This window comes from Citrobacter sp. Colony219 (assembly GCF_019382635.1).
GTDB classification, from domain to species: Bacteria; Pseudomonadota; Gammaproteobacteria; order Enterobacterales; family Enterobacteriaceae; genus Citrobacter; species Citrobacter youngae.
The window spans coordinates 4,341,319-4,355,942 of record NZ_CP080033.1 but is presented as its reverse complement, the minus strand read 5'-3'; the positions used below and the strand labels follow the sequence as shown (position 1 = coordinate 4,355,942).

The following is a 14,624-nucleotide window of genomic DNA, read 5'->3' as shown; positions in this document are numbered from 1 at the left end:
GTTATCGCGCCTGTGAAAGTCAGAACGTTTATTTTGTGCTGTTTGCCGCGGTATCCAGATGAACGACCGGATTTTCCGTGAAAAGGTAACGATCCGCGTTGAACTCGAAATCATCGCTGGTTTCGTTAAACAGCATCTGTTTCGTGTTCTCAAGGTGCTGCCACATCGCCAGCTTGGCTGCATGCGGATCTTTGCGAATTAATGCCCGCAGGATCTGGTCATGGTCATCACACCAGTTGTCTACCGTGCGCAGATCAATGTGATCGTGCAATTTCTTCCAGTAGGGGTTGTGAACGCGCTGAGTCCACATTTTTTCAACAATGGCGGCCAGAGCTGAGTTTTGCGTCGCTAGCGCGACCTGAACATGGAACTGCAGGTCCCATTCGGAGTCACGAAAGCTTTTTTCGTTGCGCGACTTCTCCTGGATTTCCATCAGTTTCATGATGTCCTGCTTGGTCACCTGGGTGGCGGCAAACTCGGCGATGTTGCTCTCAATAAGCTGACGCGCTTGCAGCAATTCAAAAGGACCGTAGCTGGCGAATTCCAGACCCTCGTCGGGAGCAACATAATGTTTGGGTTGGTTAGAGATGACGTGGATACCTGATCCTTTACGCACCTCAACGTAGCCTTCAACCTCGAGCATGATAATCGCTTCACGAACCACGGTACGGCTGACATTCTTTTCATCGGCAATAAAGCGCTCGGCGGGAAGTTTATCGCCCACCAGATAGACGCCTTGCTCGATGCGTTCTTTTAGATCGGCAGCAAGTTGTTGGTACAAACGTCGTGGTTCAGTGATTTCCATATGCACTCCAGGCATGATACAGCAGACTATATTTGTTATACCACTTTTGCGATGGCGGCTCTACTCGCACCGACAAAAAAGCCGCCAGTTAACTGGCGGCTCTGCATTATATACCTATGACGACTAGCGTCAGGTTAATTTTGCGTAGCGGGAGAGCCGGTTTGCGGACCTGAATCAATCTCGCTTGCCGATTTGTTCTGCAGTACCGTCCAGATGACTAACGCACCGAGCAGGTCGAATACTGCCAGTACGGCGAACAGCGGGCTAAAGCCGATGGTATCAGCCAGGGCGCCAACGACCAGGGCAAACAGAGTACTCGCCAGCCAGGCTGACATCCCCGTCAGGCCGTTAGCTGTCGCGACCTCATTGCGGCCAAATACGTCAGAAGAGAGCGTAATCAGCGCGCCAGACAGTGCCTGGTGAGCAAAACCACCGACGCACAGCAGGGCAATAGCAATATACGGGCTGGTAAACAGACCAATCATCCCTGGGCCAATCATCAGCAGTGCACCCATGGTGACGACCATTTTACGGGACACGATCAGGTTTACGCCGAACCAGCGCTGGAACAGTGGCGGTAAGTAACCCCCGATGATACAACCCAGGTCAGCGAACAGCATTGGCATCCACGCGAACATCGCGATCTCTTTCAGGTTAAAGCCGTAGACTTTAAACATGAACAGCGGGATCCAGGCGTTGAATGTCCCCCAGGCTGGTTCTGCCAGAAAACGTGGCAGTGCGATACCCCAGAACTGGCGGTTACGCAGGATCTGGCCAAGCGACATTTTCTTCGCTGTGCTGTTTTTATGCTGTGATTCCTGACCGTTAAGAATGTAATCACGCTCTTCGTCAGACAGTTTTTTCTGGTCGCGCGGGTGCTTATAGAAGACAAGCCAGGACATCGCCCAGATGAAGCTCAGGGCACCAGAAATAATGAACGCCATCTGCCAGCTGTGCATGACGATAGCCCACACGACCAGCGGCGGAGCGATCATCGCGCCAATAGAAGAGCCGACGTTAAAGTAACCTACGGCAATCGAACGCTCTTTTGCCGGGAACCATTCTGAACTGGCTTTCAGACCCGCAGGGATCATCGCGGCTTCTGCGGCACCGACTGCGCCTCGTGCCAGTGCCAGTCCACCCCAGCTACCAGCCAGAGCCGTGGCACCACAGAAGACGGCCCACAGAACGGCGAACATCGCGTAGCCTACTTTGGTGCCGAGCACATCCAGCACGTAGCCAGCAACGGGTTGCATTACGGTGTAAGCAGCAGAATACGCTGCGATGATATAGGAATACTGTTGAGTGGAGATGTGTAACTCTTCCATCAGAGTTGGCGCAGCTGCCGCCACAGTGTTACGTGTCAGGTAACCCAGCACGGTGCCAAGCGTCACCAGTGCAATCATGTACCAACGTAACCCTTTAATTTTACGCATGTAAAACCTCATCGTTTTGTTATGTCCGCTAACGAGCGGTCATCTTCCAGTCCAGGGCGGAGGATGTTCTTTTACGAAGGGCGTGACCGAAAAAAAACCGGCACTGCCCCGAACTTTGCCATGTCAATGATTGTGCTAATTCGGTTTCCGTACCGGTCAATCCGATGGCGGACCATCGGTAATTTGCATTCCGTCGGCTTATGTATCGCGACGGCAAAAAGATAACTTGTCATACAGCTTTAAAAGGTGAGTGCCATCACAAAAGTGTGAATCTTCGTGTGGTCATTAATTCGATTCAGCAAAGCCAGTGCTGGCGCGGCTTGCCGTGAGTTTTACCTCTTTGAGAGTAATTTATTTGTCATCATTTGTTGATCTAACTCACGAAAATATCTTCAGCGTATGGAAATTGGTGTGATAACTTTGACAACATCAAAACATAAGCAATCTGACGCACTCGCTGAGAGGAAGACGATAATGACCCCGTTTATGACTGAAGATTTCCTGCTGGATACCGAATTTGCCCGCCGTCTGTATCATGATTACGCTAAAGACCAGCCAATCTTCGACTACCACTGCCATTTGCCGCCGCAACAAATCGCGGATAACTACCGTTTTAATAACCTGTATGACATCTGGCTGAAAGGTGATCACTACAAGTGGCGCGCCATGCGCACTAACGGCGTCGCTGAACGCTTGTGTACCGGTGATGCGTCCGATCGCGAGAAGTTTGATGCATGGGCCGCGACGGTCCCACACACCATCGGTAACCCGCTCTACCACTGGACGCATCTTGAACTGCGTCGCCCATTTGGTATTACAGGTAAGCTGTTGTCTCCTGCAACTGCCGATGAAATCTGGAATCAGTGCAACGAATTGCTGGCGCAGGATCGGTTTTCCGCACGTGGAATCATGCAGCAGATGAATGTGAAAATGGTCGGTACCACCGATGACCCGATCGATTCTCTGGAGCATCACGCAGCGGTCGCGAAAGACAGCACCTTTGCTATCAAAGTGCTGCCAAGCTGGCGTCCGGATAAAGCCTTCAACATTGAACTGGCGACCTTTAACGATTACATGGCGAAGCTCGGTGAAGTGTCTGACACCGAGATCCGCCGCTTTACCGACCTGCAAACCGCGCTTACTAAACGTCTTGATCACTTTGCTGCGCACGGCTGTAAAGTCTCCGACCATGCGCTGGATGTGGTGTTGTTTGCCGAGTCTAACGAAGCTGAACTGGATAACATCCTGGCGCGTCGTCTGGCGGGTGAAACTCTGAGCGAGCATGAAGTTGCCCAGTTCAAAACTGCCGTACTGGTGTTCCTTGGCGCTGAATACGCACGTCGCGAATGGGTGCAGCAGTACCACATTGGCGCACTGCGTAATAACAACCTGCGTCAGTTCAAACTGCTGGGCGCGGATGTCGGTTTCGACTCCATTAACGATCGTCCGATGGCTGAAGAACTGTCCAAACTGCTAAGCAAGCAGAATGAACAGAACCTGCTGCCGAAAACCATCCTGTACTGCCTGAACCCGCGCGATAACGAAGTGCTGGGCACCATGATCGGTAACTTCCAGGGCGAAGGTATGCCGGGCAAAATGCAGTTCGGTTCCGGCTGGTGGTTCAACGACCAGAAAGACGGGATGGAACGTCAGATGACCCAACTGGCACAGCTCGGTCTGCTGAGCCGTTTTGTGGGTATGCTGACTGATAGCCGCAGCTTCCTGTCTTACACGCGCCATGAATACTTCCGCCGTATTCTGTGCCAGATGATTGGCCGTTGGGTTGCCGCCGGTGAAGCACCTGCCGACATCCAGCTGCTGGGTGAGATGGTGAGAAATATTTGCTTCAACAATGCGCGTGATTACTTCGCCATTGAACTGAACTAAGAGCCTATCCATTAGGCTATTTTACTTGCCAGTTTGAACCTGGGCAGTGCTCAAAATCCTCACGTACTGCGTGTACGCTCCGGTTTTTGCGCGCTGTCCGTGTCCAAACTGGCTGCGACAATATACGCCTACTGAGATAGGCTCTAAGGTCCGGGTTGATATGCAATACATCAAGATCCATGCGCTGGATAACGTCGCGGTAGCGCTCGCTGATTTGGCTGAAGGGATGGAAGTTACCGTTGATGGTCAGGTCGTCACCCTGCGCCAGGCGGTGACTCGCGGTCATAAATTCGCTTTACGCGATATTGCGAAAGGCGAAAACGTCATTAAATACGGTTTGCCAATCGGCCATACGCTGGCGGACGTTGCGGCGGGTGAGCATATTCATGCTCATAACACGCGCACCAATCTGAGCGACCTGGACACGTATCGCTACCAACCTGATTTCCAGCCGGAAGTCGCGCAACCTGCCGATCGCGATGTGCAGATTTATCGTCGCGCGAACGGTGACGTTGGGGTGCGTAATGAACTGTGGATCCTGCCAACCGTAGGCTGCGTCAACGCCATGGCGCGCCAGATGCAGAACCGTTTCCTGAAAGAAACGAATGACGCTGACGGTATCGACGGCGTGCATCTCTTCAGCCACACCTACGGCTGTTCACAGCTTGGCGATGACCACATCAACACTCGCACCATGCTGCAAAACATGGTGCGTCACCCGAATGCGGGGGCGGTGCTGGTGGTTGGCCTCGGTTGTGAAAACAACCAGGTGGATGCTTTCCGCGAAACGTTAGGGGAGTATGATCCTGACCGCGTTCACTTTATGGTCTGCCAGCATCAGGAAGACGAAGTGGAAGCAGGGATTGAACATCTCCATCAGCTGTACAACGTGATGCGTAACGATAAGCGCGAGCCGGGTAAACTCGGCGAGCTGAAGTTTGGTCTGGAATGTGGCGGCTCTGACGGCTTGTCCGGGATCACCGCTAACCCGATGCTGGGACGTTTCTCTGACTACGTGATCGCCAACGGCGGGACTACCGTGCTGACTGAAGTTCCGGAGATGTTCGGTGCCGAGCAGCTATTAATGGACCACTGCCGCGATGAAGAAACCTTCGGTAAGCTGGTGACCATGGTCAATGACTTCAAGCAATACTTCATTGCTCACGACCAGCCGATCTACGAGAACCCATCGCCGGGGAACAAAGCGGGTGGTATCACCACGCTGGAAGATAAATCACTGGGCTGTACACAGAAAGCGGGTTCCAGCAAAGTTGTCGATGTACTACGCTACGGTGAACGCCTGAAAACGCCTGGTCTGAATCTGTTAAGTGCTCCGGGTAATGACGCCGTTGCGACCAGTGCGCTGGCGGGGGCCGGCTGTCATATGGTGTTGTTCAGTACCGGGCGCGGTACACCGTACGGCGGTTTTGTACCGACGGTGAAAATCGCGACCAACAGCGAGCTGGCCGCGAAGAAAAAGCATTGGATCGATTTTGATGCCGGGCAGCTAATCCACGGTAAAGCGATGCCGCAATTGCTGAACGAGTTTGTCGATACCATCGTTGAGTTTGCTAACGGCAAGCAAACCTGCAATGAGCGCAACGATTTCCGGGAACTCGCGCTGTTTAAGTCGGGAGTGACGCTGTAATAAATCCCTGATGGTGCCTGCAGGTCTGCGCAAACCGTAGGCCTGATAAGCGTAGCGCCATCAGGCACAAACCGTTGCCGGATGCTGGCGAACGCGCCTTATCCGGCCTACAAAATGGAGTTGGGGTTGCTTGCATGACCGCGTATTGGCTGGCCCAGGGCGTAGGTGTCATCGCCTTTCTGATCGGTATTACCACTTTTTTTAATCGTGACGAGCGCCGGTTCCGGCTACAGCTCGCCGTCTATAGCGCCACCATTGGCGTGCATTTTTTCCTGATGGGGGCCTGGCCCGCGGGAATGAGCGCTGAGCTTAATACCATCCGCACGCTCGTCTCAATGCATACCCGCAAACTGTGGGTAATGACCGTTTTTATTGTCCTCACGCTGGTTCTTGGGTTGGCAAAATTGCAGCATGCTATGGAGCTACTGCCTATTATTGGCACGCTTGCCAGTACCTGGGCACTGTTTCGTTGCAAAGGGCTAACCGTGCGCTGTGTGATGTGGTGTGCAACCGCCTGCTGGGTTGTTCATAATTTCTGGTTAGGATCGATTGGCGGGACGATGATCGAAGGCAGCTTTCTGGTGATGAACGGCCTGAACATTATCCGCTTTCGGCGGATGCAAAAGCGCGGAATTGATCCGTTCAAAATTGAAAAAAGCGTACAGCAAGAAAAGCCCTCCGCCCGATGACGGAGGGGCTGTGATTAGCCGCGCAGGGCGTTATTTGCCAGACGTTCGTCTTCAGCCTGGCAGGCTGCTGCGGTAAACAGTACGTCAGTTGATGAGTTCAGCGCCGTTTCACAGGAATCCTGCAATACGCCGATGATGAAGCCAACGGCCACCACCTGCATGGCGATGTCATTCGGAATACCGAACATATTGCACGCCAGCGGGATCAGCAGCAGGGAGCCACCCGCTACGCCCGATGCGCCACAGGCGCACAGCGACGCCACCACGCTCAGTAACAGCGCTGTCGGTAAATCAACCGGGACTCCCAGCGTATTCACCGCCGCCAGCGTCAGCACCGTAATGGTGATCGCCGCGCCCGCCATATTGATGGTGGCGCCCAGTGGGATAGATACCGAGTAGGTATCACGGTCCAGATTCAGCTTTTCACACAGCGCCATATTCACCGGAATGTTGGCGGCAGAGCTACGGGTAAAGAAAGCGTACACGCCGCTTTCGCGCAGACAGGCCAGCACCAGCGGATACGGGTTACGGCGAATTTTCCAGAATACCAGCAGCGGGTTGACCACCAGCGCCACCAGCAGCATACAGCTGACCAGCACGGTCAGCAGTTGAGCGTAGCCCCACAGCGTGGCAAAACCGGTGGTTGCCAGCGTGGAGGAGACCAGGCCGAAGATGCCGATCGGGGCGAAACGGATCACCAGCTTCACCATAAAGGTGACGGCATTGGACATATCATTGACCAGATTTTTGGTCGTTTCATTACCGTGGCGCAGCGCAAAGCCCAGACCGACGGCCCAGACCAGAATACCGATATAGTTGGCGTTAACCAAGGCATCAATGGGGTTAGAAACCATGCTCATCAGCAGGCTACGCATTACTTCAACAATGCCGGTCGGCGGCACGATATCGCCAGCGCTGCTGGAAAGGTGCAGTGTCGACGGGAAGGCGAAGCTGAAAACGACGGCCGCTAACGCGGCTGAAAACGTTCCGAGCAGGTAGAGGAACAGAATCGGGCGGATATTGGTTTTTTGCCCGTGTTGGTGGTTGGCGATAGAGGCCATGACCAGCATCAGAACCAGAATTGGCGCGACGGCTTTTAATGCGCCGACGAACAGCGTACCCAGTAAACCAACGGCTTCTGCCGCAGGTTTTGATACCAGTGCGAGTAAAATCCCCAGTACCAGGCCAATCAAAATTTGTTTAACCAGGCTCCCTTGTGCCAAACGCGAGAGTAGCCCCGATGAACGTTGCGTAGTCATGTCGTGATCCTTTCATTGTGTTGTTGCTCATCCATCGTGCGCTCTTACGACGCATCTTTCTGGATGTAACAAAGTGTTTGCGTGGTTGAGTATAAGGAAAGATAACGCTTCGGGAAGAGAAATATCCTGGATTCCCCGTTGAGATCATATTTTATAACTTTGAATTAACATTGTTTTGACATGATGAACAAAAAGCCCGACGCACATAGTGTGCCGTCGGGCTTTTCAGCTAGCAGATAACGTTACTGTATTTGCTGCTTTTTATCGTGCTGGTGGTTGACCCACGCGTTCACAATCAGCGTTACAAACAGAATACCGAACACTACGCCTAACGAAATAGCGATCGGGATATGGTAGAAATCGACGATCAGCATCTTGATACCGATAAACACCAGAATGACCGCCAGACCGTACTTCAGCATGGAGAAACGCTCTGCAACGCCTGCCAGCAGGAAGTACATCGCGCGCAGACCTAAAATAGCAAACAGGTTCGAGGTCAACACGATGAACGGATCGGTGGTGACGGCGAAGATTGCCGGAATACTGTCGACGGCGAAAATCACGTCGCTCAGCTCAACCAGGATCAATACCAGCATCAGCGGCGTCGCAAATAGCAGACCGTTTTTACGCACAAAGAATTTTTCGTCTTCAATGGTATCGGTCATACGTAAATGGCCGCGCAGCCAACGCACTAAGGGTTTGTCGCCAATGCCTGATTCATCCTCTTTCGCCAGCGCCATTTTCACTCCGGTAAACAGCAGGAACGCGCCGAACACATACAGCAGCCACTCAAACTGGGTGATAAGCCAGCTGCCAGCGAAGATCATGATCGTACGCAGAACAATGGCTCCCAGCACACCATACACCAGCACCCGACGCTGCAATGCAGGCGGTACGGAGAAGTAGCTGAACAGCATCAACCAGACAAAGACGTTATCTACCGCCAGCGATTTCTCGATCAGATAGCCGGTCAGGAACGCCAGCGCCTGCGGGTCGGCAACGGCGCGGCCCTGAGTCTCAGTCAGGTACCACCAGAATGCCGCGTTAAACAGCAACGACAACGTTACCCAGACGATTGACCAGGCCGCAGCCTGCTTCATCGACATCGTGTGCGCGCCACGACGACCCTGCAACAGCAGGTCGATGGCCAGCATAATGACCACCACAACAGCGAAGCCACCCCATAACAACGGTGTGCCGACAGTATTCATTTTATTTCCCCATGCATAAAAAAACGGCCAACGCCGAATGACGTTAGCCGCTGCTTTTTATGCATAGACCTTGCCATTCGGCAAGGTCTCACTTACAACAACAAAGGAATACGATGGCGTATTTCTTTGTTATCGCCCGGTGACCGGATGTGGTTTTTCACACATCGTAATGACGATCAACCGACAACGAAGTTACTCCCCTTTGCGGGTTACAAAATATTACAGGCCATGTTTTCAGTCAATGGCCTGCAACATTCCATTTACACACTTTTACGCAGTCAGCGGGATTACCGTTTCGTCTGCCGGGAAAACCACGCCGGTCTGGCGGCGAATCTCCGTTTGTAGTTTAGCGGTGATACGGCTGACGGCCAGTGCCGGGTGATCCACTTCGCCGGATTCAACCAAATGAGCAAACGCCTCTGCCTCATACAGCATAGTATTGATGTGCTGAGGCACCGTAAGATCCTGCGTTTTGCCCCCGCGCGGAATAAAGCACACTTTCTGACACTCGGAAATCTTCTCGATAACCAGTGACCCTGATTCGCCCTGAATTTCGCTGGCCAGTACGGAATCACTGACTTTCGAGTGCTGCAACGTGACGCTAAAATCGCCGTAATTGAGTACGACCACGCCGTGGGCATCCACGCCGCTTTCCAGCAGGCTGGCGCTGGCCTGAACGCTCTGTGGTTCGCCCCACAGCGCAACCGCCGAGGCCAGGCAGTAAAAACCGATATCCATAATCGAGCCATTGGAGAATGCCGGATTAAACGTATTGGGATTTTCACCGTCGAGATAGCGCTGGTAACGCGAGGAGTACTGGCAGTAATTGATAAACGCTTTTCTGATTCTTCCAACTTTGGGAAGCGATTCCTGTAACAGCAGGAAGTTAGGCAGGCTGGCGGTCTTAAATGCTTCAAACAGCACGACCTGGTTTTCACGCGCGCAGGCGATGGCGGCTTCGGCTTGCGCCAGGTTTGAGGCCAGCGGTTTCTCGCAAATGACATGCTTTTTGTGCTGTAGAAACAGCGTTGTCTGCGGGAAGTGCAGAGAGTTCGGACTGGCAATGTAAACGGCATCAATCGCGTCGCTTTGCGCCATGGCCTCCAGCGAGGTAAACAGATGCTCGACGGGGTAATCGTTGGCGAAGGTCTGTGCCTGTTCAAGGCTACGGGAATAGACTGCGGTTAACTTATATTTGCCGGTTTCATGGGCGGCATCGACAAACTGGCGGGTGATCCAGTTTGTGCCAATTACTGCGAAACGTATCATAAAGGCCTTCAGGCTGCGAAAAGGGATCCTTGCGTCAATTTAGCATGCCCTGAAGACAAAGCCAGTGCGCGACTACGCAGTTTGCTTTAACGATTGTTGCGTTAACCACAGGCGGGTATCGAACTCCAGTTGGTGATACTGAGGCTCCATATGGCAGCAGAGCTGGTAAAACGCTTTGTCGTGCTCTTTTTCTTTCAGATGCGCCAGTTCATGCACGACGATCATGCGTAAAAAGGGTTCGGGGGCATTGCGAAAAACGGTCGCCACGCGGATTTCCGCTTTGGCTTTGAGCTTGCCACCCTGCACGCGGGAGACGGCAGTATGCAGTCCCAGCGCATTTTTCAGCACGTGTATCTTACTGTCATACATGACTTTATTCAGCGGCGGGGCATTTCGCAGAAACTGATTTTTCAGATCCTGGGTATATTGCCAGAGCGCTTTATCGGTCGCGAAGTCATGCGTACCCGGATAGCGCTTCTCCAGCACCGCCCCCAGACGCTGTTCAGCAATCAGCGTACGAACCTGGGAAAGTAAATTCTCCGGGTAGCCTTGCAGATAGGTCAACTGACTCATTAGTGCCCCATATAAAGTATAAAAAGTGTATACTCACGCACCCTTTTCAGGGATACGCCGAAATTTTACCATTCAGGAGGGCCGATGAGCCACATAGACAACGGTTTCCGTTCGCTGTCACTTAAACGTTTCCCGGAGACGGATGACGTTAACCCGCTGCTGGCGTGGGAAGCTGCAGATGAATATCTGCTGCAACAGCTGGACGATACCGAGATTAGCGGCCCGGTGCTTCTCCTGAATGATACTTTCGGCGCGCTGGGCTGTGCGCTGGCGGAACATACGCCGTATAGCATTGGCGACTCTTATCTCAGCGAGCTTGCCACACGCGAGAACCTGCGTCACAACGATATTGCCGAGTCGAGCGTCAAATTCCTCGACAGCACCGCTGACTATCCGCAGGCGCCGGGCGTGGTGCTGATTAAGCTGCCAAAAACCATGGCGCTGCTGGAACAGCAACTGCGCGCGCTGCGTGAAGTGGTGACGCCACAAACGCGCATCATCGCGGGCGCGAAGGCGCGCGATGTGCATACCTCGACGCTGGAGCTGTTCGAAAAAGTGTTGGGGCCAACCACCACGACGCTGGCGTGGAAAAAAGCCCGTCTGATCAACTGTACGTTCAGCAAACCTGAGCTGGCCGCTGCCTCGCAAACGTTGAGCTGGAAGCTGGAAGGCACCGAGTGGACTATCCATAACCACGCCAACGTCTTCTCCCGTACCGGGCTGGATATTGGTGCGCGCTTCTTTATGGAACATCTGCCGGAAAACCTCGAAGGCGAGATTGTCGATCTCGGTTGTGGCAACGGTGTGATTGGCCTGACTTTGCTGGAGAAGAACCCGCAAGCCAGCGTGGTCTTTGTGGATGAATCGCCGATGGCGGTGGCTTCAAGCCGTCTGAACGTCGAAAGCAACATGCCGGAAGCATTGGATCGCTGCGAGTTTATGATCAACAACGCGCTGTCTGGCGTGGAGCCTTTCCGCTTTAACGCTGTGTTGTGTAACCCGCCGTTCCACCAGAAGCATGCGTTGACCGATAATATCGCCTGGGAGATGTTCCACCACGCGCGCCGCTGCCTGAAAATCAATGGTGAACTGTACATCGTGGCCAACCGCCACCTCGACTACTTCCACAAGCTGAAGAAGATTTTCGGCAACTGCGTGACCATCGCCACCAATAATAAATTCGTGGTGCTGAAAGCGGTCAAAACTGGTCGTCGCCGCTAATCGCGTGTGCCGGATGGCGGCTAACGCCTTATCCGGCCTACGAAAGACGTGACGTTAAATTTCCAGTGCCAGTCGGGTGCCTTGTGCAATAGCGCGTCGGGCATCCAGTTCCATTGCCACATCGCAGCCGCCGATCAGATGCACAGTTTTACCTGCCGCGTGCAGCGGATCGACCAGTTCACGGCGTGGCTCTTGTCCGGCGCAAATCACCACGTGATCCACATTCAGGATCTGTAGCTCGCCGTTGATCATCACGTGTAACCCGTCATCATCGATCTTCTGATAGCTCACCGCCGGGATCATTTTTACGCCGCGTGAAAGCAGGGTAGCACGGTGGATCCATCCCGTTGTTTTGCCTAAACCTTGCCCTGGTTTACTGGCTTTACGCTGCAACATCACTATCTGGCGTGGGCTGCGGGGTAGATGTGGGCCTTCCGGACGTAAACCGCCGGGCTGTTGCAGACTGGTGTCGATTCCCCATTCCACGCAGAACTCGGCAATGTTCTGGCTGGTGGGATCGCCAGGCTGGCTCAGATACATGGCGGTATCAAAACCGATCCCGCCACAGCCAACGATCGCCACGCGTTTACCCACTGGCGTTTTATCGCGCAGGACGTCGAGATAGCTCAGCACTTTAGGGTGATCGATCCCCTCGATCGGCGGTATGCGCGGCTCGATCCCGCTGGCGAGGATCACGTCGTCGAAGGTGTGCAGATCGCGTGCGCTGACAAAGTGATTCAGTTTCAGCGTTACGCCAGTCACGTCGATCATCCGGCGGTAGTAGCGCAGGGTTTCATAGAATTCTTCCTTGCCGGGGATCTGTTTGGCGATATTAAACTGCCCGCCAATCTCGCCATATGCGTCAAACAGCGTAACGTGATGCCCGCGCGCGGCGGCATTAATGGCGAAAGCGAGACCCGCAGGGCCCGCGCCGACCACCGCCAGATTTTTCGGCTGAGTGGCCGCAACGATCGGCATTTTGGTTTCATGGCAAGCGCGCGGATTGACCAGGCAAGAGGTGACTTTGCCGACGAAGATCTGATCCAGGCAGGCCTGGTTACAGCCGATACAGGTATTGATCTCATCCGCTCGTCCGCTTTGCGCTTTTGACAGCAGTTCGGCATCGGCGAGGAACGGGCGAGCCATCGACACCATATCGGCATCGCCACGGGCCAGAATATCATCGGCGACTTTAGGATCGTTAATGCGGTTGGTGGTAACCAGTGGGATCGTCACATGCCCTTTCAGCTTTCGCGTCACCCAACTAAACGCGCCGCGCGGTACCGGGGTCGCGATAGTGGGAATGCGTGCCTCATGCCAGCCAATACCGGTGTTAATAATGGTGGCGCCTGCAGCTTCTATCGCCTGTGCAAGCTGGACGGTTTCGTCGAAGGTTCCGCCGTTTTCCACCAGGTCGAGCATCGACAGGCGGAAGATAATGATAAAGTCATTGCCGGCGCGCTGGCGTACCGCCCGTACCACCTCAACGGCAAAACGCATGCGGTTGGCATACTCGCCGCCCCATTCATCATTACGCTGATTGGTGCGCAGAGTCAGGAATTCGTTGATCAGATACCCTTCGGATCCCATCACTTCCACGCCATCGTAGCCCGCTTCCCGCGCCAGTTGGGCGCAATGGGCAAAATCTTCAATCAGTTGCAGCACTTCATCGTGCGTCAGCTCATGCGGCGTAAAGCGGTTAATAGGGGCCTGAATGGCTGAAGGCGCAACCAGATGCGGTTGATAGCTGTAGCGACCAGTGTGCAGGATTTGCAGGGCGATTTTCCCGCCTTCATCGTGAACCGCATCGGTAATGACGCGATGGTGTGCGAGCTGGCTGGTGTCGTTCAGCATCGCCCCGCCTTCCATACCCACGCCCGATAACGCGGGCGCAATTCCTCCGGTCACAATCAGGGCTACGCCGTGACGAGCGCGTTCAGCATAGAACGCGGCCAGCCGTTCTGCACCATCAGGATACTCTTCCAGACCGGTATGCATTGAACCCATCAGCACGCGGTTTTTAAGCGTGGTGAATCCCAAATCGAGCGGGGCGAACAGCGACGGATAGCTCATAAAGGTGTCCAGTATGTAAAATTATTGTTATGTGGTCGGATGAGTTACTAATTTAGCTGTCGCCGCGTAAAAGGGAAAAGGGGAATGCCGTGATTGTGATGGGATTCAAAAAAGAGGCTCTCCTTTTCAGGAGAGCCAATCGACGTTACTGCTGTTTAAGAAAATCGTTATACAGCATGTAGAGATGCGCGGCGCTCCAGGAGAAGTTAGGTGCGCCCTGCTGTGCGCCGGTCAACGGGTTGTAGTTTTCCTGAATTGGACCTTCTGCCGTCAGCCCTTTGGCATGCTGGAAGAAAGTATCGGCCAGTTTTAATGCTTCAGCGCGATAGCCATAACGCGCCATCCCTTTTAGCCCGAACCAGAACTGATCCACCCAGACGCGTCCGCGCCAGTATATGTCCGCGCCGAAGGCCGGATTGGTCAGTGCTGCGGTGCCAAGTGGGACATATGTGTTGAACTCTTTCGGATCGAGCATCACGCTAACTACCGCATCCGCATGGGATTGTGTGGCCGCACCGTTAAACAGCGGTGACCAGCCTTCCGGTCCTTTACC

11 protein-coding genes and 1 pseudogene are annotated in these 14,624 nt (G+C 53.8%); 4 read left to right on the top strand and 8 right to left on the bottom strand.

Annotation, left to right across the window (positions count from 1 at the left end; genetic code table 11):
• Positions 1-28 precede the first annotated feature (28 nt).
• The gene (gene exuR / locus JTI85_RS19200; protein ID WP_005131459.1) at positions 29-805 is read right to left on the bottom strand and encodes a transcriptional regulator ExuR; all 777 of its coding nucleotides are present in this window, start codon (positions 803-805) and stop codon (positions 29-31) included.
• A 134-nt stretch (positions 806-939) separates the two neighbouring features.
• A complete protein-coding gene (gene exuT / locus JTI85_RS19195) occupies positions 940-2,241 on the bottom strand; it encodes a hexuronate transporter ExuT (protein WP_048213342.1) in 1,302 nt (433 codons plus the stop codon).
• A 474-nt stretch (positions 2,242-2,715) separates the two neighbouring features.
• Here exuT and uxaC point away from each other — a divergent pair, with 474 nt between their 5' ends.
• The 3 genes from uxaC to JTI85_RS19180 all read left to right on the top strand — a co-directional run bounded on the left by uxaC (position 2,716) and on the right by JTI85_RS19180 (position 6,465).
• A complete protein-coding gene (uxaC, locus tag JTI85_RS19190) occupies positions 2,716-4,128 on the top strand; it encodes a glucuronate isomerase (protein ID WP_048213341.1) in 1,413 nt (470 codons plus the stop codon).
• Between the two features lie 160 nt (positions 4,129-4,288).
• Positions 4,289-5,776, top strand: a complete 1,488-nt coding sequence (locus JTI85_RS19185; protein ID WP_200045001.1) for a UxaA family hydrolase — start codon at positions 4,289-4,291, stop codon at positions 5,774-5,776.
• A 134-nt stretch (positions 5,777-5,910) separates the two neighbouring features.
• Positions 5,911-6,465 (top strand): YgjV family protein, encoded by a 555-nt coding sequence (locus JTI85_RS19180; RefSeq protein WP_115642803.1) that lies wholly within the window; start codon positions 5,911-5,913, stop codon positions 6,463-6,465.
• A gap of 14 nt (positions 6,466-6,479) precedes the next feature.
• Here the strand turns inward: JTI85_RS19180 and sstT are convergent, their stop codons facing one another.
• From sstT to JTI85_RS19160, 4 genes are all read right to left on the bottom strand, one after another.
• A complete protein-coding gene (sstT, locus tag JTI85_RS19175; protein WP_219351913.1) occupies positions 6,480-7,724 on the bottom strand; it encodes a serine/threonine transporter SstT in 1,245 nt (414 codons plus the stop codon).
• A 242-nt stretch (positions 7,725-7,966) separates the two neighbouring features.
• On the bottom strand, positions 7,967-8,935 hold the full coding sequence (locus tag JTI85_RS19170; protein ID WP_219351911.1) for a TerC family protein: 969 nt from the start codon (positions 8,933-8,935) through the stop codon (positions 7,967-7,969).
• Between the two features lie 270 nt (positions 8,936-9,205).
• Entirely contained in the window at positions 9,206-10,204 is a 999-nt protein-coding gene (locus JTI85_RS19165; protein ID WP_116360761.1) for a Gfo/Idh/MocA family protein, read from the bottom strand.
• 72 nt (positions 10,205-10,276) lie between these two features.
• Positions 10,277-10,777, bottom strand: a complete 501-nt coding sequence (locus JTI85_RS19160) for a M48 family metallopeptidase (RefSeq protein WP_044700945.1) — start codon at positions 10,775-10,777, stop codon at positions 10,277-10,279.
• Positions 10,778-10,861: 84 nt separating this feature from the next.
• On the opposite strand from JTI85_RS19160, the gene rlmG reads away from it, so the two are divergent.
• Positions 10,862-11,998 carry a 23S rRNA (guanine(1835)-N(2))-methyltransferase RlmG gene (rlmG, locus tag JTI85_RS19155; protein ID WP_142878634.1) on the top strand — a complete coding sequence of 379 codons (1,137 nt, stop codon included), beginning with the start codon at positions 10,862-10,864 and terminating at the stop codon, positions 11,996-11,998.
• 54 nt (positions 11,999-12,052) lie between these two features.
• On the opposite strand, the gene JTI85_RS19150 is transcribed toward rlmG, so the two are convergent.
• Both JTI85_RS19150 and JTI85_RS19145 read right to left on the bottom strand, forming a co-directional pair.
• Complete coding sequence (locus JTI85_RS19150) at positions 12,053-14,071, bottom strand: FAD-dependent oxidoreductase (RefSeq protein WP_219351909.1); 2,019 nt, start codon at positions 14,069-14,071, stop codon at positions 12,053-12,055.
• A 145-nt stretch (positions 14,072-14,216) separates the two neighbouring features.
• Positions 14,217-14,624: pseudogene (locus tag JTI85_RS19145) on the bottom strand (alpha-glucosidase); the annotation flags it as partial.